Annotated in this window: 22 protein-coding genes; 6 read left to right on the forward strand and 16 right to left on the reverse strand. The window is 33.0% G+C overall.

The window, feature by feature from the left end; all coding sequences use genetic code 11:
- The first annotated feature begins 67 nt into the window (after positions 1-67).
- The 3 genes from DB895_RS04460 (at position 68) to DB895_RS14435 (ending at position 1,309) form a co-directional block, all read left to right on the forward strand.
- Positions 68-538 (forward strand): Hsp20/alpha crystallin family protein, encoded by a 471-nt coding sequence (locus DB895_RS04460; RefSeq protein ID WP_116724163.1) that lies wholly within the window; start codon positions 68-70, stop codon positions 536-538.
- 320 nt (positions 539-858) lie between these two features.
- Complete coding sequence (locus DB895_RS14430) at positions 859-1,068, forward strand: Hsp20/alpha crystallin family protein (RefSeq protein WP_243694624.1); 210 nt, start codon at positions 859-861, stop codon at positions 1,066-1,068.
- A 22-nt stretch (positions 1,069-1,090) separates the two neighbouring features.
- Complete coding sequence (locus DB895_RS14435) at positions 1,091-1,309, forward strand: Hsp20/alpha crystallin family protein (protein ID WP_243694630.1); 219 nt, start codon at positions 1,091-1,093, stop codon at positions 1,307-1,309.
- Between the two features lie 153 nt (positions 1,310-1,462).
- Here the strand turns inward: DB895_RS14435 and DB895_RS04470 are convergent, their stop codons facing one another.
- On the reverse strand, positions 1,463-3,535 hold the full coding sequence (locus tag DB895_RS04470) for a response regulator (RefSeq protein WP_243694625.1): 2,073 nt from the start codon (positions 3,533-3,535) through the stop codon (positions 1,463-1,465).
- Between the two features lie 182 nt (positions 3,536-3,717).
- A complete protein-coding gene (gene ettA / locus DB895_RS04475; RefSeq protein WP_116724271.1) occupies positions 3,718-5,412 on the reverse strand; it encodes an energy-dependent translational throttle protein EttA in 1,695 nt (564 codons plus the stop codon).
- Positions 5,413-5,764: 352 nt separating this feature from the next.
- On the opposite strand from ettA, the gene DB895_RS04480 reads away from it, so the two are divergent.
- Positions 5,765-7,372 carry an ice-binding family protein gene (locus DB895_RS04480; protein WP_133242642.1) on the forward strand — a complete coding sequence of 536 codons (1,608 nt, stop codon included), beginning with the start codon at positions 5,765-5,767 and terminating at the stop codon, positions 7,370-7,372.
- Positions 7,373-7,456: 84 nt separating this feature from the next.
- On the opposite strand, the gene DB895_RS04485 is transcribed toward DB895_RS04480, so the two are convergent.
- Positions 7,457-7,639 carry a CAL67264 family membrane protein gene (locus DB895_RS04485; protein WP_116724166.1) on the reverse strand — a complete coding sequence of 61 codons (183 nt, stop codon included), beginning with the start codon at positions 7,637-7,639 and terminating at the stop codon, positions 7,457-7,459.
- Positions 7,640-8,402: 763 nt separating this feature from the next.
- Here DB895_RS04485 and DB895_RS04490 point away from each other — a divergent pair.
- Positions 8,403-9,146: an acyl-[acyl-carrier-protein] thioesterase gene (locus DB895_RS04490; protein ID WP_116724167.1), complete on the forward strand. Its 744-nt coding sequence runs from the start codon at positions 8,403-8,405 to the stop codon at positions 9,144-9,146.
- Positions 9,147-9,216: 70 nt separating this feature from the next.
- Here the strand turns inward: DB895_RS04490 and DB895_RS04495 are convergent, their stop codons facing one another.
- From DB895_RS04495 to DB895_RS04550, 13 genes are all read right to left on the reverse strand, one after another.
- Positions 9,217-9,933 (reverse strand): response regulator transcription factor, encoded by a 717-nt coding sequence (locus tag DB895_RS04495; RefSeq protein WP_116724168.1) that lies wholly within the window; start codon positions 9,931-9,933, stop codon positions 9,217-9,219.
- Positions 9,934-9,961: 28 nt separating this feature from the next.
- A complete protein-coding gene (locus DB895_RS04500) occupies positions 9,962-11,548 on the reverse strand; it encodes a sensor histidine kinase (RefSeq protein ID WP_116724169.1) in 1,587 nt (528 codons plus the stop codon).
- Positions 11,549-11,620: 72 nt separating this feature from the next.
- On the reverse strand, positions 11,621-12,205 hold the full coding sequence (gene coaE / locus DB895_RS04505; protein WP_116724170.1) for a dephospho-CoA kinase: 585 nt from the start codon (positions 12,203-12,205) through the stop codon (positions 11,621-11,623).
- Positions 12,202-13,200, reverse strand: a complete 999-nt coding sequence (locus tag DB895_RS04510) for a glycosyltransferase (RefSeq protein WP_116724171.1) — start codon at positions 13,198-13,200, stop codon at positions 12,202-12,204. Before DB895_RS04510 ends, coaE begins: the two co-directional genes overlap by 4 nt.
- Before the next feature lie 88 nt (positions 13,201-13,288).
- Positions 13,289-14,719, reverse strand: coding sequence for a T9SS-dependent choice-of-anchor J family protein (locus DB895_RS04515; protein ID WP_116724172.1), 1,431 nt, complete (start codon positions 14,717-14,719; stop codon positions 13,289-13,291).
- A gap of 380 nt (positions 14,720-15,099) precedes the next feature.
- Entirely contained in the window at positions 15,100-16,290 is a 1,191-nt protein-coding gene (fabV, locus tag DB895_RS14180) for an enoyl-ACP reductase FabV (protein ID WP_133242643.1), read from the reverse strand.
- A gap of 66 nt (positions 16,291-16,356) precedes the next feature.
- Positions 16,357-18,009, reverse strand: a complete 1,653-nt coding sequence (recN, locus tag DB895_RS14185) for a DNA repair protein RecN (protein WP_133242644.1) — start codon at positions 18,007-18,009, stop codon at positions 16,357-16,359.
- 63 nt (positions 18,010-18,072) lie between these two features.
- Positions 18,073-18,957, reverse strand: a complete 885-nt coding sequence (gene porD / locus DB895_RS04525) for a type IX secretion system protein PorD (RefSeq protein WP_116724173.1) — start codon at positions 18,955-18,957, stop codon at positions 18,073-18,075.
- On the reverse strand, positions 18,950-20,158 hold the full coding sequence (coaBC, locus tag DB895_RS04530; RefSeq protein WP_116724174.1) for a bifunctional phosphopantothenoylcysteine decarboxylase/phosphopantothenate--cysteine ligase CoaBC: 1,209 nt from the start codon (positions 20,156-20,158) through the stop codon (positions 18,950-18,952). Before coaBC ends, porD begins: the two co-directional genes overlap by 8 nt.
- 4 nt (positions 20,159-20,162) lie before the next feature.
- Complete coding sequence (locus tag DB895_RS04535) at positions 20,163-20,480, reverse strand: DNA-directed RNA polymerase subunit omega (RefSeq protein ID WP_116724175.1); 318 nt, start codon at positions 20,478-20,480, stop codon at positions 20,163-20,165.
- Positions 20,481-20,489: 9 nt separating this feature from the next.
- Complete coding sequence (locus tag DB895_RS04540) at positions 20,490-21,284, reverse strand: outer membrane protein assembly factor BamD (protein WP_116724272.1); 795 nt, start codon at positions 21,282-21,284, stop codon at positions 20,490-20,492.
- Positions 21,285-21,641: 357 nt separating this feature from the next.
- Positions 21,642-22,532: a 4-hydroxy-tetrahydrodipicolinate synthase gene (gene dapA / locus DB895_RS04545; RefSeq protein ID WP_116724176.1), complete on the reverse strand. Its 891-nt coding sequence runs from the start codon at positions 22,530-22,532 to the stop codon at positions 21,642-21,644.
- A 1-nt stretch (position 22,533) separates the two neighbouring features.
- Positions 22,534-23,052: a DUF6913 domain-containing protein gene (locus DB895_RS04550; protein ID WP_116724177.1), complete on the reverse strand. Its 519-nt coding sequence runs from the start codon at positions 23,050-23,052 to the stop codon at positions 22,534-22,536.
- 48 nt (positions 23,053-23,100) lie between these two features.
- Between DB895_RS04550 and DB895_RS04555 the strand changes: the two genes are divergently transcribed.
- Positions 23,101-23,877 (forward strand): 5'-nucleotidase C-terminal domain-containing protein, encoded by a 777-nt coding sequence (locus DB895_RS04555; RefSeq protein WP_116724178.1) that lies wholly within the window; start codon positions 23,101-23,103, stop codon positions 23,875-23,877.
- Positions 23,878-23,952: the final 75 nt, after the last annotated feature.

The raw sequence follows: 23,952 nt of genomic DNA on the forward strand, positions 1-23,952 counted from the left end.
TTTGATAAACAATTCATTTTCGTTAAATTTGATTAGGTTTTTAATAACAATTTAATTTTATAAAATCATGGAAACATTAGTTAAAAGAAACAGTTTATTCCCAGTCGTGAATACCCTTTCGGGAGTGAATACCCTCTTGGATGATTTTTTTACAAGGGATATTTTTGATTGGACAGATCGAAATTTTACTGCTATGGGTAGTAATTTGCCTTCTGTGAATTTAAAGGAAACCGATAAACAATTAGAAGTGGAACTAGCCGCTCCTGGATTGAAAAAAGAAGATTTCAAAATCGAAGTCGATAATAACATGCTTTCGATTTCTTCTGAAAAAAAAGAAGAAAAAGAAGAATCCAGCAAAAAAGACAACTACGTTAGAAAAGAGTTTAGCTATCAATCTTTTTTCAGATCCTTCTATCTTCCAGAATATGCCGATGACAGCAAAATTGAGGCTAGCTATAAAGACGGTATTCTTCATGTTGCAATTCCTATAAAAGAAGGCAACAAGAAAAAAATTACAAAATCTATTGCTATTAAATAAAGTAGCTGTTTATTAATCTTTTCTGTCCTTTTAATTTTAACAATCGTAAAGCCATTTAAAACAGGAAACTATTTTGAATGGTTTTATGATTATTTTATTCTTTCCTATTCATTTATCCAGACAATTTTAAAGAATTATTCCATACCCTTCTGGTATTTATTCATCCCTTTTATAAACAATAATTGCTCCCTCTTTTGACTACAATAACATACTGTATAACTGAATGTTGCTAGTTAATTGTTTGTTATATCTTTATTTATAAAAAAATATTTTGATTAAATTTAATGTGTCAATTAATTAACAATTTAACAATTCTAATTATGGAAACACTGATTAAGAAAAACGGTTCGATTCCAACAATTAAAACAATTTTCGATGACTTTTTTTCAAAAAATATTTTTGATTGGACCGATAGAAATTTCACTGCATTAGGTGGTAATTTGCCTTCTGTGAACTTAAAGGAAACCGAAACTCAATTAGAGGTTGAATTGGCAGTTCCCGGAATGAAAAAAAAAAGATTTCAAGATTGAAATTGAGGATAGTATCCTTAAAATTTCTTCTGAAAAAGAAGAACATGAGGAGTCCAAAAAAAATGATGACTATATCCGAAAAGAGTTTAGTTATCATTCCTTTTTCAGATCATTTTACCTGCCTGATTCAGTTGATGAAAGCAAAATAGTAGCCAACTATAAAGACGGAATTCTTCATGTTACTATCTATAAAAAAGGAGGCAACAAGAAAAAACCGCCAAAAAGAATCGAGATTAAATAGACAAGGACATTATTGCAATTCTATATGGTGGTAAAGAATAATAAAAACGTTGGAATACAATAATAGTTTTAGATGTTTTTATGATTTGTTTTGTTCGCTTTAAATCAGGAATTTGAATTTGTTTTTTACAAATTAAAAATTGCTGAAATTGGGCTATGCTTTTGTTTTATAAACCTGGCTATTAATAATTTGAAACAATTTTATAGGTTCGAATGGTTTGCTAACAATGTCATTCATTCCTGATGAAAATGCCTCTTCTGCTATCTCTTCTTTAACAAAAGCAGTTAGAGCCACTATGGGCGTAGTAATTCCCTTTTTTCTGATGCGTCTCGTAGTTTCAAATCCACTGATAATGGGCATGTTGATATCCATTAAAATCACGTCATACGTTTCTGTTTCAAGCTTCTTAATAGCAAGAAGACCGTCATTGACTACATCACATTTATAATTATTTTTTTCAATAATCTTTTTAGTGACTATCTGGTTGATTTTATTGTCTTCAACAACGAGAACTTTTATAGTATTATTCGTGGTCATATCTACTTCAATACTATTGATAATTTCTTCAGTTTTGATAGAATCAACTTCAAAAGCGATGGTAAATCTAAATGTTGTTCCTTTATTTATTTGACTTGCTAAATGAATTTCACTATTGAATAAGCCTATCAATCTTTTTACTATGGATAAGCCCAAACCTGTACCATGATAATCTTCTTCTTTTCGGCCTACTTGAACAAATTTATCATAAATTTTATCTTGGTCTGATTTTGCTATTCCTACCCCGTTATCTCTTATTTGAAACTCTAGGTAATGTAATTTATCGACAACATTCTTTAAATGAACACTAACATTGACTTCTCCATTTTTGGTAAACTTCAAAGCATTGCTAACTAAATTCATGAGGATTTGAGAAAGGCGCAATTTATCGCCAATTAAATTTTCAGGAATTGCGGGATCGACATCAATGAAAATGGAATTCTCGTTTTTATTTGCAATATATTGCAAACAATTAGAAACGATATCCAATTCTTCCGAAATATTAAAAGTAAGCCTATCCAGAATTACATGTTTATCATCAATTTTGTTGATTTGAAAAATATCATTTACTAACGACAATAGATATCGGGCAGAAAATTTTAGCGAATTTAAGTGACTATTATCTCGTCCCTTATTTTCATCCAGAAGCATATTTGCAATGCCAATAATTCCATATAAAGGAGTACGCAATTCATGGCTTATTGTAGATACAAATTGTGTTTTGAGTAAAGAAGCCTCCTCTGCTTTTTCTTTAGCAATCTTTAGATCCGCATTAACCTTTAATAACTCATCGTTAGTTTTCTTTTTAAAATTTATATTCCTGAAAAGCGTAAAAAGGAGTAGTATGAAAATAATGAAAATGGCAAAAAATAATCCAACCACAATTTTGGATTTTCTTAGAGATCTTCTTTGTAATTCTTTTTCAAATTTTATCTTATAAATTTGCCTTTTATAATCGTCATTTTTAATTTGAGTACCTATTAATTTTGCCTTTCTAAGATTTTCTTGTTCATTATATCTATCACTCAAGTCATTTCTTAATTTAAGGAATAACAGCGCATTTTTATAATCTCCCTTTTTCTTATAAATATTTGAAAGTTCTTTGTATGATAAAATAATTTCGTTTTTAATAAATCTTTCATCTTTAGTAAACTTTCCGTACTCAATAGCTTTTTCATAAGAAGCTAATGCTAAATCAATCTTGTTGAAATGATTATAATAAGTCCCATATAAAAAATTAGAACTAATTTTAGATTCAAAATCTCCTTTATTGATTATGAAATTATTTACAGAATTTAAATAGTGAATTCCTCCAGTATAGTCTTTTTTCTTGAAATAGGCTTTTGTAAGATCAAGTTGAGTATGCGCAATTGCAATGGAGTCACCAATTTGTTTTGCAATAAAAAGCGCTTTTTTGTAATACAGAATTCCTTTATCTAAATCTGTTTTTTCACTGATGTAGAGGTCTCCTATATTATTATTTATCCTATTCTTAAGGATATCATTAGATGTTAAATCGGCATAATGAAGTGCCTTATTATAAAATTGGATTGATTTATTAAAATCGGAATTCTCCCTCAAACTCAACCCTATTTGATTGCAGGCTTTGGCTATTAACACATTATTTCCAGTTTTAAGAGCCTGGGCAAGCACTTTTTCAGAAGTCGCCAGTGATTTATCATACTCCAATTTATGCAAATAATTATCCGCATCAACGAGCATCTCCTCAAGCTGCTTATTGGGTATCCGTTCTGTCTGGGAATAAGTAGCAATTTGGAAAAAAAATAAAAAAAATAGTTGGGCAATTATTTTAGTACGTGGCATTAAATAACTGTTGTTTACTCAAATGTACATAAAAATTAATTTTAAAATTAACTTCTAATCAATTTTCTGTATTTTAAACGTTTAGGGGTCAAGTCACCACCCAAACGTTTCTTTTTGTTTTCTTCATAATCAGAGAAGCCACCTTCAAAATAATATACCTCGGAGTTGCCTTCAAAGGCTAAAATATGGGTGCAAATTCTATCTAGAAACCATCTGTCGTGAGAAATTACCACAGCACATCCTGCAAAGTTTTCCAATCCTTCTTCTAAGGCACGGAGTGTGTTGATATCCAAATCATTTGTTGGCTCATCCAACAAAAGGACGTTCCCTTCTTCTTTTAACGTCATGGCTAGGTGCAATCTATTACGTTCTCCCCCTGAAAGCATGGAAACTTTTTTGTTTTGATCGCTACCTCCAAAGTTAAAACGAGATAAATAGGCTCTCGAGTTCACTTGTCTCCCACCCATCATAATTAATTCTTGTCCATCACAAAAATTCTCCCAAATGGATTTATCTGGATTAATATTGGAATGTGCCTGATCAACATAGGCAATTTTAACGGTATCCCCTATAATAAATTCACCTGCATCGGGTTTTTCTTCCCCCATAATCATTCTAAAAATAGTAGATTTACCCGCTCCATTTGGCCCAATAATTCCAACAATTCCAGCTTGTGGCAAAGTAAAATTTAAATTATCATAAAGCAATTTATCTCCAAATGCCTTTGCAACGCCTTTTGCCTCAATAACATTGGTTCCTAAACGTGGCCCATTGGGAATATAAATTTCTAATTTTTCATCCAGTTGTTTTTGGTCTTCATTCAAAAGTTTATCATAATTCTGCAAACGCGCTTTTTGTTTCGTCTGACGCCCTTTGGCACCTTGACGAACCCAATCCAACTCGCGTTCCAAGGTCTTTCTGCGCTTAGAAGCTACTTTTTCTTCTAGAGCCATACGTCCTGATTTTTGCTCCAACCAAGAGGAATAGTTCCCTTTCCAAGGAATACCTTCCCCCCTATCCAACTCTAAAATCCAACCGGCAACGTTATCCAGAAAATACCTGTCGTGCGTTACAGCAATTACAGTTCCAGCGTATTGTGCCAAATGTTGCTCTAACCAAAGAACACTTTCGGCGTCCAAGTGATTCGTAGGTTCATCCAATAGCAAAACGTCTGGCTGCTGCAACAACAATCGGCATAAGGCAACACGACGACGCTCTCCTCCCGATAAATTTTTAATAAGCATGTCCGGATCCGGAGTACGCAGTGCATCCATGGCAATTTCTAGTTTGGTATCGATTTCCCAAGCGCCAAGGGCATCTATTTTATCTTGCAAAGTGGCTTGACGATCCATCAATTTATCCATTTTATCCGCATCCTCATAATTCTCTGGGAGTCCAAACAAATCATTTATTTGATTGTATTCCTCAAGCACTTTCATCGTTTCTGCCACGCCTTCTTTTACAATTTCGATAACCGTTTTCGAATCATCCAAAATTGGATCCTGTTCTAAATAACCTACGGTATGCCCCGGTTGAAAAACAACATCACCTTGATAGTTCTTATCCACTCCGGCTATGATCTTTAATAATGAAGATTTTCCGGAACCATTTAGACCTAAAATTCCAATTTTAGCTCCGTAAAAAAAACTCAAATAAATATTTTTCAATACCGGTTTATCACTTCCAGGATAGGTTTTACTCAATTTTTGCATTGAGAATATTACTTTCTTATCGTCTGCCATTTTACTGTTATTTATTTTATTTTTTGAATGATTTTTCTTGACTGATTCAATTAAAACAGAATCCAATAATGCCTCATTAGGCCTTTGAAAAACCGATTTTAAACTTTTTATCATGCAAATATATTACATTATAATAACAAAAAAAGTTTTAACCAATAAAGAATAAATTAGGAGAATACTTAAAAATCCATTTTCAAAATTTAATTCCCAATCAAGATGTTTCAAACCTTTTTAAAGTAAAGCCTATAGGTGTGAATAATGTAACTTTTACCATAAATTAAACAACAATTTAAGACAAAATGACCACCACCTTTGCTAAGTGAAAATAATTTCACCTTTAAATATAAAAAAAATGAAAACAAGACTACTTAGTGCAATAATGGTGCTTTCACTATTATTCATGCAAAATTTAAGTTTTGGGCAAGCCCCAAAACTAGGAACTTCAGCCAATTTTGTGCTATTTTCTTCAGTTGGAGCGGTTAGAAATACTGGGATTACCCACCTTACAGGAAACGTAGGAACAAATAGCGGTTCCAGTACCGGTTTTGGTAACGTAGATGGGGTAATGCACGACGGAGACGGAACGAGTGCCCAATGTGGTGCCGATTTATTAATTGCATATAATCTATTAAATAGTGCTATACCCAATTATTTCCCTGCTCCTTTGTTAGGTAACGGACAAATTTTGGTCCCTGGAATATATTCAATTCCAAGTGTGGCTTCCTTAGACCATGTTTTGAATTTAGACGCAAAAGGAAATCCTAATGCCATTTTTATCTTTCAAATTGATGGTGCTTTCGCAACAACATCTAATTCTGAAGTAAAATTATTGAACGGGGCAAAAGCCTGTAATGTTTTTTGGAAAATAGAAGGATTGGTAAGTTTGGCTACCGGAACCATCATGAAAGGAACCGTTATTGCTAATAATGCTGCAATAATCATGAATACTGGTGTTTCATTAGAAGGAAGAGCGCTTTCTACAACCGGATCAATTGATGTTGATGGCATTTTATCCTACATTCCAATTGGATGTGGAAGTCCTATTCTTAACGGACCTAGTGCCCCTGCTTTAAAATCAACCGAATGTTATGCCATCTTTTCTGCTGGAGGCTCTGTTTCGAACGCAGGTGTATCAACAGTTACCGGTGATATTGGTACAAATGTAGGTTTAACAACTGGTTTTGATGCCATGTATGTAAAAGGAGAAATACATCCAAAACCCGATACTTCTACTGCGCAAGCTGCTGCAGACTTGAATGATGTTTATAATTATTTAAACGTGCTTCCTTATGATATCGAATTATTATATCCTGCAGAATTAGGTAATGACCTTGTTCTAACACCACACACCTATTTGTTAAATGCAGCAACTGTATTGACAAATACGGTTTACTTGAATGCGCAGGGCAATGCCAATGCGGTATTTATTATTAAAATTAATGGAGCACTTTCTACCAGTACTTATGCTAAAGTACTATTGATTAACGGAGCTCAAGCTAAAAACGTATACTGGAAAATTGATGGTGCGGTATTAATTAGCGACTATTCCGAAATTAAAGGTACAGTAGTTGCTAACAACGGTGCTGTTGATTTAACAACTGGCGTGGTACTTAACGGTAGAGCTTTTACAACAACAGGTGCATTAAGTACTGCTGCAGTATCAGTGGTTATGCCTGTAGGATGTCCTACAATGGGAACACATTCATTTAATGAGGTTCAAAAAGTGACAATTTATCCAAACCCTTTTCATTCTACTCTTACAATTGAGATTAAAGATGCGTATGAAATGAACAATGCTCAAATCGTCTTATATGATGTATTTGGTAGAGAAGTGAAAAAAGCTGCGGTTACCGAAAAAATAACCACTTTAGAAATGGGTGATCTTACTTCTGGTTTCTATTTATATAAAATAATTAGCAATAAAAAAGTCGTTCAATCTGGAAAATTGATGGCAAAATAACTGTCAATTGCTTAATACTTAAAAATCCATCCCAGTCTAAGATCGGGATGGATTTTTTTTACAAAAACATAATTCCTATATTCCTTATACTCTTCCTTTTAAAGAGCTGAACACCCAGGCAATGGCTAAGAACCCAACTCCTGTAGCGGCAAAACCCCAACCTGAAATATCTCTGTATCTAAAAGCGCCAAGTCCTATTAAAAGGAATCCCATCACGATCATTAATAAAGTGGCCCACCCCAAAATAGTATTTTTATTCATCCCCATAATTGTGGCATTTTACGTTTTTATAAGGTGTAAATATCGGAAAAATTGACCCAAATTTTATCATTCAATTAAAATATTTTGCCCAAAAAACCTGAATTCATTTGTACTGTAATAGGTATACCTTTTCATGACTTGTTTTGCATTGCTCTCGTTTGTGGGCGCAGTATGCAATTCTGCGCTATTCAACACAAATAAATTTAGGGCATATCCTAACTATTGGATTAACTTTTTCGAGAATTGTTTTAGATATAAATTTTCTAAAATCACGAAGTTAATTTTAAAGTTCGTCTTTGTCAGATTGTACAATCATGTCTATCTAGTTGAGTCCATGAGCCCGAAATGGAAAGCATTAATAAAAATACAGTTAATTTTGTTTCCATAGTGGCATACCATTAAAATTTTCAGATTTATACTTTTTAATATTCATATAATTTATGCAAAATGTATGTTTTTAAATGCATTAACATTTCATTAAGGAATATCGTCATAAAATGAATTTTTATTTTCTATTTTTGATGTGAAACAACCGAATTATGAACATATTTGTTGGTAAGAAATTAAAAAAATTACGTAAATCAAGAAATTATAGATTTGGAGGAAAAAGCAAGGAACTAGTCTTGTTTTATTAAAAAACACCAAAAAATTCTCAAAACGGGAACTGTGACTTAGTTTAGAAAAAACAAAAATACCAAATGGTTTGATTTTTTTGAAAAAAAAGAGATTATCATTAATTAAACTCAAAGAATAATAAACTCAAAAAATAATGCCGATAGCACCAAATTTCACCTCTATTTTAAGCAAAGACTGGGAAATCAATTTCACGCAATGTGCGCCAAACGGGTATTTGAAATATACCGATTTGTGTAATCTTTTGCAACTGACAGCAGCCTTCCATTCAGAAATTGGGGGGATTAGTTTTTCGGATATGCAGGAATTTAATCAGGCTTGGGTGTTGAGCCGGATGCGTGTTGAAATTAAGGAATTACCCAAATGGAAAGATATTGTAACGGTAAAAACATGGATCAATTCGCTAGAAAACTCCCGTTCTGTTCGTGCTTTAGAAATGTATGTTAATAATAAAAAGATTGTGGGTTCCGAGACGTATTGGGCTGTATTTAACACTAAAACCCGCAGACCTGAAGCTCTGGCATTACCATTTGAACATTTTAAATTGTATCCGGAAAAAAAAGCTACTAAAAAAACTTTTTCTAAAATTAATATTACAAATGAAAAGGAAATCGTTTTTGAAAGAACCGTTTCTTTATCTGATTTAGATATTGTAAATCATGTAAATAACGTGAAATATTTAGAATGGTGTCTGGATTTAGTACCTGAGAATTTAATTCTAAATCAAAAAATTGAAAGTTTCGAAATGAATTTTATGAAGGAATTATCACTAAAGGACAATGTTATTTTACATGAATGTCTAACAAAAGAGACTGCTGTTTTCAGTATTACAAAAGAAGACAAAACCTCTTTCGCTTTGCAATTGAATTGGAAAGATTAATCAAAAAAAACACCCCCAAATAGCTTCTAACTTTTTGAGGGCATTTCATTTATTGAAGCCTAATTTATGATTATACTGCGACTTTATTTTTAACCACTAATCTAAATCCTTCACCATGGATATTTAGAATTTCAACATTATCATCTGGCTTAAGGTATTTTCTTAATTTGGCAATATAAACGTCCATACTTCTGGAAGTAAAGTAGTTGTCATCTCTCCATATTTTGGTAAGAGCCATTTCTCTAGGCATTAAATCATCTTCATAAACTGCTAACATTTTTAACAATTCATTTTCTTTTGGAGATAATTTTATTGGCTCTTCATCCTTAAACGTTAAAAAACGAAGTTTAGAATTAAGATGAAAGTTTCCTATTTGAAATTCAAATTTAACGTGATCGCTTTTTACATCAACCGTTTTTCTTTGAATAATGGCTTTTATTTTCATCAACAACACCTCTGAATCGAAAGGTTTATTCAAATAATCATCGGCACCAACTTTATATCCTTTAAGCACATCTTCTTTCATAGATTTTGCTGTCAAGAAAATAATAGGCACTTCTTTATTTTTCTCCCTGATTTCCTTGGCTAATGTATACCCATCTTTGTATGGCATCATAACGTCAAGTATACATAAATCATAGGTATCTTTTTTGAATTTCTCAAATCCTTCCATACCGTTTTTTGCCAACGTGACGTCAAAGTCATTTAGCATTAAGTAATCTTTTAATATCGCACCAAAATTTTGATCGTCTTCTACTAAAAGAATTTTTTTATTTTCTGTTTCCATATTTTTGTTTATTTGTGGTATTTAAATTTTAATTAATTAGTGGTATTTTTATAATAAATGTGCTCCCTTTCCCTTTTTCGCTTTCCACGAAAATTTCACCATTATGGTCTTCTATGATTCTTTTAACATATGCAAGACCCAACCCATGCCCCTTTACATTATGCAAATCACCCGTATGTTCCCTGTAGAATTTTTCAAAAATTCTTTTTTGTGCCACTTTACTCATCCCAGAACCTTGATCTTTTATTTTAATGATAACAAAATCTTTTACATTTTCTGTATAAACATCAATTTTTGGTTCTTCCGGTGAATATTTAATCGCATTGTCTAAAACATTTACAATCACATTTGTAAAATGGACATCGTTAAGTAAAACCGTAGTCCTATTGGCAGCAAAATGAGTTGTAATTGTTCCTTGTCTATCCTCAATAATTAAATTAACATGTTCTATTGCCTCTTCAATTATTTCGTGAATATTATTTGATTCCTTATTAATCTCTAATTCCTTTTTTTCTAATTTCGAAATTCTAAGCACATTTTCTACCTGTGCATGCATTCGTTTATTTTCGTCCCTAATCATTTGCAAATACCTGCTTACTTTTTCTTTATCGTCAATCACTTTTGGATTTTTTATCGCATCAAGTGCCAAATTTATTGTTGCAATTGGGGTTTTAAACTCATGAGTCATATTGTTGATGAAATCCGTTTTAATTTCAGAAATCTGACGCTGTCTAATTAATTGATTCAAGGCACTGGAATATGCAATGACTATTATCAGAGTAAAAATGATAGATAATAATGTAATTCCAACTAATTCTGAAAACAAAAACTTTTCTTTATGAGGAAAACTTACTAATAATTGATATTTGTTATTCCCCTCATTATCAGTAAATATTGGAATGGAATAGGTAGAATTTTTATCGAACCTAAATTTATCCGACTTAACTTTTGTAGCTAAACCATTACTGTAAATTCCAAACTCAAAAGGTGTTTTTACCTCATACTCTTTTAATTCCGTTTCGAGCAATTTATGGAGCTTTTCCTTAGAAACTCTCTCTTGCAATGATTTTGCAGCAGCAATATCTTTAAAGAAAATTTCAAACTGGGCATTTTCGAGAACATCAAGTTTTCCTTTTTTTTGAATTTTAATATCAGGGGTCACTTTTTGTTGAACATCTGAATTATCAATTTCACCATTATTGTAAACTTCAGTCACTCTTTTTGATGAAAAGTTTTTAAGCTTTTTTATACTGTCGGTTTTTTTATCAAAGAACGAAGAAGAAACATTAAAATCTTCTGATATTATATTATTTGAATAAATGATAGTTTCATTTGTACGAGAATCTCTTTGATAATATCCAAACTCAAGAAAATCGCTCTTTTCGGGCTCTTTACCTATACTGTCCTTTAATTTTTTATACTTGTCAATAAAACTATATGCCTCCTCTTTTTGCAACTTATCAGCCACATTACCAATTACTTGGGTAACATGATACCTGAATTGTTCATCATTATTTTTGAAGGAAGTATTAAACCAATAAACCTGAACCAGTATTATTCCAATTAAGGATAAACTCATCAAAACTACCAGCAACCTAAAAAACAATTTATTCATCGTAACAAAGTTAGACAATTTAACATTTATACTGTAAATATATTAACCAAAGATTAACAAAAGTTAATAATTTTATTGAAATGTAATTTTTTTAAGAATTTCATTTGCCTGAGCTTTTGCTTGATCAATAGCTACATTCTCAATTACATATTGGCTTTTTCCTATGCGCTTTTCGTCTGTCCATTGATTTTCTATACGCTTTATCACCTCTTCCCGAGTAACTTTATCTCTTTTGATAACTCTTTGGATTCTAGTTTCTAATGGAGCAATCACCGTAATTACAAAATCACAATCCTTATAACTGCCACTTTCAAATAATATTGCCGCCTCTTTAATTACAAAAGGGAAATTTGAATGCTGCAAAACCCAATTTTCAAAATGCTTTTTTACTGCTGGATGAATAACCGCGTTTAGTTGTTGCAATTTCTCAGGGTTATTAAAAACAATCTCAGAGACTTTTACCCTATCTAATTTTTCATTATTAATAACGCCATCTCCAAAAATGGTCTTTAGAGATTGGATAATTTCTGGAGTTTCCGATATTTTTCTGGCTTCATCATCAGCAATATAAACAGGAATTCCCAGTGCCTTAAAATAGTTAGCTATGGTCGTTTTTCCGCTCCCAATTCCGCCGGTTAATCCTATAATCTTTGTCATAATTTAAAGAATAATTCAGGAAAAGCTTCTTGTGGTTTTTGCTTTAAAAGTATAATTTTCAGGTACGATTCCATGAAACCCAGGCCATACCCAAAAAACTGTTTCCAAACTGCAACTACTGATAAATAACCTATTTTCAAGCTTTTATTTTGAAAGGAGGAAACAATAAATACCATTAGAAAATATAAAAAATAAAGTTCTAAGAGGACATCCTTCCCAAAAACATAAAACACTATTGAGAAACAAAAACCAAGTATGAAAAACGACGGAAAAAAATACGTGAATTTACTATATTGCGGATACCAACTATTTAAAATGGGTCTTGCTTTACCAAATTTATTAACCTGGATAGAAAACTTATTCCAATCGATTCTTCGTTTATGATACACAAATGCTTTCGGAAATAATTTAGTTTCGAAACCTAAATTCCATAATCGGATGGATAAATCCGGATCCTCTCCTGGATGAATGTTTCCAAAACCACCTGAAATTTCAAAAGCTTTTTTGGACAATCCCATGTTAAAACTTCTGGGCTGAAATTTATCTATTTTTTCAGAACCACCTCGTATTCCTCCAGTAGTCAGAAATGATGTCATGGCAAAATTGATGGCTTTTTGAATATCCGAAAATGAATCCAATGCTTTATCTGGACCTCCAAAACAATCTACATAATTATTTTGCAAACCAATAGACACTTCCGACAGGTATTGTTTTGGAATGATACAATCAGAATCAAAAATAAGAAAATAATCTCCTTTGGCATTTTTCATTCCAAAATTTCTAGAATCCCCCGGCCCGGAGTTCTCTTTATAATAGTAGGAAATATTTAATTTATTTTGAAATTTCTCCACATTATTTTTACATGATACGGTCGATCCATCCTCTACAATTACCACTTCAAAAACTGCATTATAATCTGCTAGTGACAAACTTTCCAAAAGCTCCTCAACTTCTTCTGGACGATTGTAAACAGGAATTATTAAGGAGAAAAACATACAAATAATTTTTTTTAACAAATATAAACTATATAAAAAACAAAAACCACCTTTAAGGTGGCTTTTGAAATGAAAATTCAAGAATTGATTATCCTTTGATAACTTTGATTGTTTTTACTTGATTATCGGAAGTAACTTTTACCATATAGGTTCCGTTTGACAAATGTGACATATCCACTTGGGATTGATTTTGTTTCACTGATTTTGTCATTACTTCTTGACCTAACAAGTTAAATACTGCAACATTAGAAATGTTTTTATCGTAGGATATATTCAAAATATCTTTCACTGGGTTAGGAAATGTATGAAAGCTGGCACTGTTAAAAGTATCTGTTGCCAAGAGAGGGTCAGAAATTACTGTTCTAGGTCTTTCAATATTTTCTTCTCCACATTGATCATCAACATGAGAATAAAATCTGATAACTCCAGAAATATCGGATACCCAAGTAAGAGGTGATGCACCAGCAATAAGAGAGGTATCTCCTGCTTCATTACCTATAGTAATAAAATCTGTCGTTCCACTAGTAAAAGTATAAGTTTGCCCTGACAAAACATTTACAACTGAATATTCTCCCGCAAAACCATCTGACACAATAATATTCTCAGTTACACCATCCAAAATTTCTGGAGTATAAGCATCCGCAGGGTATTGACCTCCGGAAGCCGCCAAACAATAACCAGGAGGTGATTGTGTAGTAAAACTCCACACAGCGCAATCTGTAGCCGAACCAACTAAATTTACAGCAACAACTTTCCAATAAAATGTTGTACTAAAATCGGCCAAGGACAAATCAACGGATGGCGTTGTTGTGCTAGTAATAAAATCGGTTACTGCATCTGAAGTCGCTCCAGAATAAATATTATACAATGTAACTGGCCCTCCTGTTGTTGGAGCTGTCCATGAAAAAGTTGTGGCACCAATCGGAACCTCTAATGCCGCATCAGCCGGTGAAGGATTTGAAACGCAACCTGGAGCAATAACAGTATTACTAATAAAGTCAATTCCATCAATAGCCCAAGCATCACCCTCATTATTTTCTAATACAAAAGCTATATAAATTGTTTGTCCTGCATAAGCACTCAAATCAACCGTTCTTGTAGTCATTTCTATAGTAAAATCTGACTCTGTTTGGGTGTCCACAATTGTGAAAGAATTAATATCTATCTGAGAAGTAGTAGAAACTCTAATCGTATAAGTCGAACCATAATCCGTCGGATCGTCTTGTCCCTGATAAAATGCCATCAACGTGTTAGGTGCCGTAACAGTATAAGCAGGTGAAACCAACCAATCTTCAGCTAATTCACCAGCGGTCACAGCCTCGTAGTCTACATAAGCGGCTTGAAGTCCTGTTGCAACTCCTACTGTAGTTGCTGTCCAATCACTTTCTATTCCTAAATCATTTGCACCTCGATAAACAGCCCATCCTGTTGGAGGAAATGTCCCTTCAAAATCTTGAGGAAATTGAGCAAAAGCTGAAAATCCGATGAACAACATAAATAATAAGGTAATTTTTTTCATTTAGTTTTATTTGTTTATTTATTTGGCAAAAGTAAAAAAAAACTAAATAATAACATCATAAAAACGGTTTATTTGATATTAATACAATCATTTTGTGGAATTCTATGCAAATTGCTAACTCACGCTCATTTTTAAATGTTTATATAAAGTCTTTTTATGGGATGAAAATTCATTTTTACTTCCAAACGGCAATTGCTCTAGGACTACTAATTTAAAAGTAATTTTTTGTTTTGTCACGATCATTTTTATTCATTTGGCAAAGTCCTTTTAGGAGAAAAAAGATCATTAATAAAAAAGCCCCTAATTTTTAAAAGGTTTAAAACCAATAAAATTTTAGGGGCATTAAGAAAATATAATTTCAATAAATTTTGAAACTATTATTAAACTATACTAGAAATATTCACGAGTTCATTAGTATCTTCTTTGTAATTTACACCTTCAAATTCAAAACCAAAAAGATTGTGAAAATCTTTTCTGTAGCCTTTCAAATCCCCTATTTCGGACAAATTTTCGGTAGTGGCTTTTGTCCACAAATCAGCAATTTGTTGCTGAACATCATCTCGCATTTCTAAATCATCAATCCTAATTCTTCCTTTTTCATCGGTTAACATTGCTGCTCCCGTGAATAATCTTTCTTGATACAAACGTTGAATTTGTTCAATACATCCTTCATGAATTCCTTTTGCTTTCATTATTTTATACAATAACGAAATGTACAAAGGAATAACAGGAATGGCAGAACTGGCTTGGGTAACCAATGCTTTATTAACAGAAACATAGGCTTTCCCATTTAGAGAAGCTAATGTATCGGTAATGGCAAAAGCCGTGGCTTCAAGGTGATCCTTTGCGCGTCCAATAGTCCCTTTGCGGTAAACCGCTTCAGTCAATGATGGTCCAATATAGGAATAAGCAACTGTTGTAGCTCCGTCTGCCAACAAATTTTCTGCTTTTAGCGCCTCAATCCACATGGCCCAATCTTCTCCCCCCATAACGGCAACTGTATTTTCAATATCCTCCTCATTACATGGTTCAATAGAGATTTCTGAAACAATTCCAGTATGAAAATCAACCGTTTTATTCGTGAAGGTAGTTCCAATTGGTTTCAAGACAGAGCGATGCAACACACCCGTTTTTGGATGAACGCGAACTGGCGACGCCAAACTGTAAATGATCAAATCTATTTGTCCTAAATCTTTTTTAATAAGATCTAGAGTTTGTTTTTTTATTTCATCAGAAAAAGCATCACCATTAATACTTTTAGCATACAGTCCAGCCTTATGCGCTTCATTTTCAAAAGCCGCAGAATTGTACCAGCCTGGTGAAGCCGTTTTTCCTTCCAATGGTGGTTTTTCAAAAAACACGCCAATTGTAGCGGCATCCGATCCAAAAGCACTTGTAATCCTAGAAGATAAACCAAATCCTGTTGAAGCACCAATTACCAATACTTTTTTGGCTCCGGCAATAGCACCTTTTGATTTTATATATTCAATTTGATTTTTAACATTTTGCTCGCATCCTTTAGGGTGGGCTGTTAAACAAATAAATCCTCTCATTCTAGGTTCTATGATCATAATTGTAAAGGTTACTCCGTTATTCTTTGAATCGTTTTTTTTAGTTGGCAAATATAAGGCATTTTTTTAGTCCAACAAGGCTTTTGCATGATTTAGAGCCGAATCCGAAACTACTGTTCCCGATAACATTTGCGCTATTTCAAGTATTCGCTCCTCGCCGGATAATAATTTTAATTCTGAATGGGTTTGTTCCCCAATTATAGTTTTAAAAACCTTAAAATGAGCATTTCCTTTTGCGGCAATTTGGGGCAAATGGGTTATGGCAAAAACCTGCATGGTTTCGCTCATTCCTTTCATGATATCTCCCATTTTTATAGCAATTTCACCGGAAACTCCAGTGTCAATCTCATCAAAAATTATAGTGGGTAATTTTGAATATTGCGCCAAAATTGCTTTCACGGCAAGCATAATCCGAGACATTTCTCCTCCCGAGGCCACTTTTTTCAGCAATCCGAAATCGGAACCTTTGTTTGCCGAAAACAAAAATTGTAATTCATCTTTTCCGTTCTGTAAATAATTGGAAGTAGCATTAATTTCAATATTAAAACGGACATTAGGCATGCCCAATTGCTCTAAAATTCCAACTAACTTTTGTGATAATATTGGAATTGCTTTTGTGCGATTATCATGTATGGAATGAGCTAGTTTGTCCAGCTCCAATTCAGAATGCTGAATTTTTTCTTCTAAGATTTTTATTTCGTTTTCCAAATTGCTTACAGAAATCACTTTATTGTCTAAATCATTCTGAATTTGAAGCAATTCTGAAATACTTAAAACCTGGTGTTTCTTTTGAAGATTATAAATCAATTGCAACTTCTGATTCACAAGTTCTAATTGTTCGGGATCGTTAACGAGATTTTCAGCAACTCCATTTAACTCGTCCACAATATCATCTAACTCAATAGAAACACTATTTAATCTCTCAAATAAAAACTGATATTCCGATGAAAAACTGGATGCTTTCTGCAAAGCAACCTTCATTTCTTTTAAATTATGTAAAACACCAAATTGCTCTTCCGATGCAATTGCAAAAGATTTTTCTAAATTTTCTTTAATCGCCTCGACATTGGTCAATTTTTCAAATATTGATTCCAACTCTAATTGATCACACGATTCTAATTTGGCTTCCAGCAATTCTTCCAACAAAAAAGTATTGTAATCTTGTTCCTTTAATGCTTGTTGAATTTGAGTATTCAGTTGCAATAAATCGGTTTTTTGCTTTTTATAGGATTTCAAAACAAGAATATATTCCGAAATAACCCCTTGATTCCCTGCGATTGAATCGATAATTTCAAATTGAAAATTTTCCTCCGATAATTCTTGGGTTTGATGCTGGGAATGAATGTCTATTAAATACAAACTCAAATCCTGCAATTCCTGAAGATTTACCGGCGTATCATTTATAAAAGCTCTTGATTTTCCCGAAGGCAATATTTCTCGTCTAATGATTGTTTCGGCTTCATAATCCAAATCATTCGTGGCAAAAAAAGATTGTAAATTGTAATTTGAAATTTGAAAATGCGCTTCAATAATACATTTTTCACTTTTGTTTTTGAGAGAAGTCAAATCAGCTCTTTTTCCTAAAACCAATCCTAAAGCGCCCAGCAGAATTGATTTTCCAGCTCCGGTCTCCCCTGTTATTATTGAAAATCCAGAAGAAAAATCAATTGATAATTTTTCAATTAAAGCAAAATTCTCAATAGAAAGTGAAGTAATCATGTGCAGTTGATATTCAGAATTTTTAATTAATTAGCCCATCGCAATTTATATAATTAGATATTACTATCTAATCTCTGCCCATTTAGTTGAGTTCAAGGGCGAAATATTATTTAAAATATAGACTAAATCGTCTATGGAAATGCTTGGACCACCTGTAAAAATAGAAACAATTTCATCTGATTTTGCATCAAAAAATATTCGTGTTAAAAAAGCATTAGGCCTTACGGAGTGTAGTTTCCCGAGGGTAGAAATTGCTGATTTTATTTTTAATTTAGCTGTTTTCAAATCGCTATTCATTACATCCAAGCCTTCTAAATGATATTGAGCCATGGCTTCTCTAAAAGGACTGTAAGTACCTGATAAAATATTATTCACTAAATGATACCTGTTTTGATTGCCGTCTCCTTGACTCCATCCTTTATAACCTCCTGCTTGCGCCACGTTAGCTATTTCTTGTGCAGTTTCAAAACTTGAAGTCCCACCATTTAGAGAGAAAGTATCGGCATCCATACCAATAATTATATAACTGTAAAAAGCCATCACAGAAACCAAATTAGAATCAAAACTATTAGGATTGAAAGTTAAGTTTTGAAATTCAGTATACTTAAAATTGAAATCTTTGTCGTTATAATTGAAAACAGAAGATGAATATGTAGAATTAAAAACAGGTCTGGAAGATTGTACTTGTATTGTCGCCGTAAAATTATCCGATTCATAAGCACTTATGTTTATGACCATCGAACAATTTATTTTTTCATTGGGTTTGTAAACTTGTCCCGTCCAATCGGTTTTATTTACAAAATCAGTCAACGATTTTTCTAAGGTTTTATAAACTTGCGTATTAGTCCCTCCTATTTTTTCGGCATTCACTTTTATGATACAATTGAGTTCTTGAGCCTGAACAAAACTCAATGAAAGCAACAGAAAAAAACTAAATATCTTATTCATAATGCGCTATAATTTTGTTTACAATATCCTCAGCAACGGCCTCTTTTGATTTCAACGACATCCGTTCAATAGAATAAAAATGGTCAATAAAGGTAACTTTATTTGTTGGTTTTCCAAAACCTGCTCCTTCATCCTGCAATGAATTCAGAACAATCAAATCTAGGTTTTTTTTCTGAATTTTCAACTTTGCATTTTCAATTTCATTTTCTGTTTCTAATGCAAATCCTATTAAGAACTGTTTTTTCTTTATTTTGCCTAATGATTCCAGAATATCTTTCGTTTTTTCTAGTTCAATCGTGAAATTTTCGCCTGCTTTTTTTATCTTTTGTTGGGCAACATATTTAGGTCTATAATCCGCAACGGCTGCAGCAGCAATGACAGCGTCAACTTCATCAAAATAAACATGGCAGGCATCATACATTTGTTGGGCAGATGTGACGGGAATCACTTTTATATTTGAATGTTCCACTTTAAAATGTGTAGGCCCAGAAACTAAAATAACTTCAGCCCCAAGATTTGCTGCTCTTTTAGCAATATCAAATCCCATTTTACCGGAAGAATGATTTCCTATAAAACGCACAGGATCGATTGCTTCGTATGTGGGACCGGCAGTAATGAGTATTTTTTTTCCTTTTAAGGGCAATTTACTTTCTAAATCGGCTTCAAGAAAAGTTAGGATGTTCTCCGGTTCGGCCATTCTCCCTTCTCCAGAAAGTCCACTGGCGAGTTCACCATTTTCAGCCGGAATCATCGTATTTCCAAAGGCTGTTAAAGCGCCAAAACTTGCAATTGTGGAAGGATGTTTGTACATGTCCAAATCCATTGCCGGAGCAAAATAAACGGGACATTTAGCTGATAAATAGGTTGCAATCAAAAGATTATCGCAATTACCATTTACCATTTTAGATAGTGTATTTGCAGTGGCCGGAGCAATAACCATCAAATCGGCCCAAAGTCCTAGATCGACATGACTATTCCATTGTGCATTGTCATCCTCTTCGTTGTAAAAACTGGAATGTACGGGGTTTTTAGAAAGTGTGGATAAAGTAAGCGGGGTTACAAAATCCTTAGAAGCAGGTGTCATAATCACTTGGACCTGTGCACCTGCTTTTATGAAAAGTCTAACTAATGTAGCTGTTTTATATGCGGCAATTCCGCCAGAAATACCCAGCACTATTTTTTTACCGCTTAAAACTGACATTGTCTTATTTGTTTGCGTCTCTGTAGTAAATTTTATCGTCAAGCCATTCTTGAACTGCTAATGCGTGTGCTTTAGGCAATTTTTCGTAGAATTTAGAAACCTCGATTTGTTCTTTGTTTTCAAAAACTTCCTCCAAACTGTCATTGTAAGTAGCAAACTCTTCTAACTTTTCTGTCAATTCTTTTTTAATTTCAGAGTTGATTTGGTTTGCTCTTTTAGCCATAATTGTTATCGCTTCATACACATTTCCAGTTGGTTCCTCAATTACACTTTTGTTATAAGTGATTGTATTTACTGGAGCATTCGTCTTTTTTAAATCCATGACTTTAATTTATTTAGAAAATTGTTGTAAATCTTTTTCAATTTTAGCTAACATTTCGTCAGCTTTTTCTTTGTGTGATGTATTGCTGTTGAATCGTATTAAATTCCCATGAGCTACTTTGGCCACATTCAATCGTTCTTCCATTTTTGCGGGAACACTGTTAATTGCCAGTTTGTAAGCGGAATCGAATTTGTAAAACAACGCTTCTTCTTTATATTTTGTTCCAGGATAATCTGCAATAAAATTATCAAGTGCTACGATTGCCGATTTATAATCTGAAATCGTATTGTACTGTTTGGAATTTTCAAAAACCTTTTTCTCTATTTTATCCGTTAAAACTTTTAAGGCGGTATTCGCTTCTGCAAGGTAAGCAGAATTAGGATAGGTATCTATAAATTCCTGCAACTTATTGATTGCCTTTGTCGTATCTGTTTGATCTAAACTATATGCAGGTGACAACATGGAGTAACTTTTGGCTCCTAAAAAAGAAGCTTCTTCCACTTTTTCGCTTTTTGGGTAGCTGGAAGCAAAGCTTTCAAATTGATAACCCGCCAAATAATACTGTTTTGATTTGAAATAGGACTGGGAAAACATGTAAAACATTTTTTCCGCTTGTGGTTTTCCTCTATAAGCTGGCGAAATTTCTTCAAAAAGGCGAATCGCTTTAGCGTATTTTCCAGTTTCATAGAGTTTGGTTGCCATCTCAAATTTAACTGCAACATCCTCTGATTTTAATGCTTTTTGGTATTCGCTACAAGAGCAAAAAAAGGCAACAACAAGCAATAAATATAAAATTTTCTTCATTTTTCTTAGGAGGTTCCTTTGATTTGCAACTATTTTACCGTTTTCAAAAACCAACTGCAAATTTAGTGATTAATTTATGTAATGCAAATATTTATTTTATTAAAAAAATCTTAATAAAACCTCAGAAGAACACTAATTTTGGGTAGAATCTGATTTTTTATTGAGATAACGTGATTTTTGATTCTTTGTTATATAATTAGGATATTTTATAGTGATTAGGATATTTTTTTAATTAAAGTTAAATATTATTTGAGAACAGCTTTCTTATATCATTTGCCAATTATTATCTATCCAAAACATAAATAAAATAAAAAAACCACCCAAAAAGAGTGGTTCTTAAAGATATTGCAAAAAAATTTATACTTTAATAGCATTTATTTTCTTCTCCACTTCACACAATCTGTTTGCCAAATCCTCGTCGACATTGACCAATGGCAACCGCACCGTATTTTCAGACAAACCCAATGATTTAAAGACTTCTTTTATTCCTGCAGGATTTCCCTGTTCAAAAATCATGTTGATGCTGTCCGCCAAAAGATAGTGTAATTGGTAGGCCTCGTCCACTTTTCGTTGCAATCCTAAGCGTACCATTTGGGAAGTCAGTTTCGGAAAACCTTCACCAATTACTGATATTACTCCGCTCCCACCGGCCAAAATAATAGGCAAAGTCACCATGTCGTCCCCAGAAATCACTAGAAAATCTTTTGGTTTATCCTGAATTATTTTCATTGCCTGAACGATATCACCCGCTGCTTCCTTGATGGCAACTATGTTTTTAAAATCGTTAGCCAGACGGATTACCGTTGACGGTAACATATTACTGGATGTCCTTCCCGGAACGTTATATAAAATCACGGGAATGGGTGATGCCTCTGCAATTGCTTTGAAGTGCTGGTAAATTCCCTCTTGTGTTGGTTTGTTATAATAAGGGGAAACGGATAGTATGGCCACAAATTTTGATAAATCACGAGTTTGCAATTCGGAAACCACATTGCGCGTGTCATTCCCGCCAACACCCAAAACCAAGGGTAATCTTCCTTGATTGGCATCGATAACAGTTTGGATAACCACTTCTTTTTCTTCGCTATCTAAAGTAGCATTTTCGGCAGTAGTTCCTAGAATTACAAGATAATCGATTCCATTATCGACTTGATAATGAACAATTTTTTTTAAGGCTTCGACATCTACCGAAAAGTCTTTTTTAAATGGTGTAACTAGTGCAACTCCAGTTCCTATCAATGATTGCATATTATATTTTGTTTAATATTTTTAGATATTTGAATAATTCTTCTATGAATACCTTGTAATTTTCGGCATTCGTGTTAATCATAAAATGATTCAGTTTGTTGTCTATCGATGAAAATCCCACTTTAAAACTCGCTTTAGATTGATTGGAAACCAGTAATAAGGCTGACTTTTCGGTATCGTAATAATTAATCAACAAATCAAATTTTTGAGCAATGAAATGGTTCACCTCCGATTTATTAAATGTTGCCGTCCAACTCAAATCTTTATGACTAAAGGTTGGATAATCAAACATTTCGTTTTTTTTAATTTTATCTTTAAAAACTAATACCTGAATAGTATTAGCAGAAATCCCATTAAACACCAGTTCCTGAATCAAGGCTTCTCTTTCATAAAAATAGGTTTCGTCAAAAACAATTCCAACGGTTTTGATCTGATTAATTGTCAAACTGTGCCCGACATTTGACAGCGTATTTTTAACTATTTTTTTTGTGAAAAAATTCTTCAGGTAATTTAAAAACATACTACTTTTACTTGGATTACAAAATTAATTAAATTAGTATCATATCAGATGGTAAATCTAAAAAACTATAACGCATTTTTACAACGTTTTGTTATATTCTTAACATTCGCTTTATTAGTCTCCTGCGGTGGGCAACAAATGTATGTCACCAAAATTGAAGGTAAAGATATTGGAATTACTGACAAAAATAAAGAAGTCATTGCCATTGAAGAATTTATAAAACCGTATCGTGCCACTATTGATAAAGACTTAAATACCGTTTTGGCTTATTCCCCACAGACATTGGATAAAAGCGGTCAATGGCAAACCCCGATGGGAAATTTGCTTGCAGACATCACCTTGCAAAGAAGCAATTTGATATTTAATGCCCGAGAAAAAAAAACTATTGCTATTTGTTTGCTTAATCATGGTGGGATTCGGTCTATTATTCCAAAAGGGAATGTCACTACTAGAACTGCTTTTGAGATTCAACCTTTTGAAAACACAACCCAAGTAATTGGACTAAAGGGAGAGCAAATTTTGGAAATCACTCAATACATTATTAAAGAAAAAAAACCGCATCCGTTATCCGGAATGACTTTTACGATTGATAAAGACAATGTTGCCCAAAACATTTTGGTTCAAGGAAAACCATTAGAAAACGACAAAATCTACTATGTAGTCACTTCTGACTATTTGGTAAATGGCGGTGATAACATGCTTTTTTTTAAAAAAGGAGTCGAAAAATATGATTTGGATTATAAATTAAGAAATATCATCATTGATTATTTCAAAGAAGTTGACACCATTCCTTTAATTACCGACAAAAGAATTAGCGTCGATTAAATACAAAAACCGAATTAAAAAACGTAGACCCTAGCCCCGATTGAGCTGATATCCTTTGAGAGGAACGAACAAAGA

It is taken from the genome of Flavobacterium psychrotolerans (genome assembly GCF_003097635.1).
In the GTDB taxonomy this organism is placed as follows: Bacteria; Bacteroidota; Bacteroidia; order Flavobacteriales; family Flavobacteriaceae; genus Flavobacterium; species Flavobacterium psychrotolerans.

Bases quoted from the DNA above. Each gene is read 5' to 3' on its own strand.
- fabV (WP_133242643.1), bottom strand. From the start codon at position 16,290: ATGATCATAGAACCTAGAATGAGAGGATTTATTTGTTTAACAGCCCAC.
- coaBC (WP_116724174.1), bottom strand. From the start codon at position 20,158: ATGTCAGTTTTAAGCGGTAAAAAAATAGTGCTGGGTATTTCTGGCGGA.
- DB895_RS04550 (WP_116724177.1), bottom strand. From the start codon at position 23,052: ATGTTTTTAAATTACCTGAAGAATTTTTTCACAAAAAAAATAGTTAAA.
- DB895_RS04555 (WP_116724178.1), top strand. From the start codon at position 23,101: ATGGTAAATCTAAAAAACTATAACGCATTTTTACAACGTTTTGTTATA.
- DB895_RS04540 (WP_116724272.1), bottom strand. From the start codon at position 21,284: ATGAAGAAAATTTTATATTTATTGCTTGTTGTTGCCTTTTTTTGCTCT.
- DB895_RS04490 (WP_116724167.1), top strand. From the start codon at position 8,403: ATGCCGATAGCACCAAATTTCACCTCTATTTTAAGCAAAGACTGGGAA.
- recN (WP_133242644.1), bottom strand. From the start codon at position 18,009: ATGATTACTTCACTTTCTATTGAGAATTTTGCTTTAATTGAAAAATTA.
- porD (WP_116724173.1), bottom strand. From the start codon at position 18,957: ATGAATAAGATATTTAGTTTTTTTCTGTTGCTTTCATTGAGTTTTGTT.
- coaE (WP_116724170.1), bottom strand. From the start codon at position 12,205: ATGACAAAGATTATAGGATTAACCGGCGGAATTGGGAGCGGAAAAACG.
- dapA (WP_116724176.1), bottom strand. From the start codon at position 22,532: ATGCAATCATTGATAGGAACTGGAGTTGCACTAGTTACACCATTTAAA.
- DB895_RS04515 (WP_116724172.1), bottom strand. From the start codon at position 14,719: ATGAAAAAAATTACCTTATTATTTATGTTGTTCATCGGATTTTCAGCT.
- DB895_RS04460 (WP_116724163.1), top strand. From the start codon at position 68: ATGGAAACATTAGTTAAAAGAAACAGTTTATTCCCAGTCGTGAATACC.
- DB895_RS04500 (WP_116724169.1), bottom strand. From the start codon at position 11,548: ATGAATAAATTGTTTTTTAGGTTGCTGGTAGTTTTGATGAGTTTATCC.
- DB895_RS04510 (WP_116724171.1), bottom strand. From the start codon at position 13,200: ATGTTTTTCTCCTTAATAATTCCTGTTTACAATCGTCCAGAAGAAGTT.
- DB895_RS04480 (WP_133242642.1), top strand. From the start codon at position 5,765: ATGAAAACAAGACTACTTAGTGCAATAATGGTGCTTTCACTATTATTC.
- DB895_RS04495 (WP_116724168.1), bottom strand. From the start codon at position 9,933: ATGGAAACAGAAAATAAAAAAATTCTTTTAGTAGAAGACGATCAAAAT.
- DB895_RS04485 (WP_116724166.1), bottom strand. From the start codon at position 7,639: ATGGGGATGAATAAAAATACTATTTTGGGGTGGGCCACTTTATTAATG.
- DB895_RS04535 (WP_116724175.1), bottom strand. From the start codon at position 20,480: ATGGATTTAAAAAAGACGAATGCTCCAGTAAATACAATCACTTATAAC.
- DB895_RS14430 (WP_243694624.1), top strand. From the start codon at position 859: ATGGAAACACTGATTAAGAAAAACGGTTCGATTCCAACAATTAAAACA.
- ettA (WP_116724271.1), bottom strand. From the start codon at position 5,412: ATGGCAGACGATAAGAAAGTAATATTCTCAATGCAAAAATTGAGTAAA.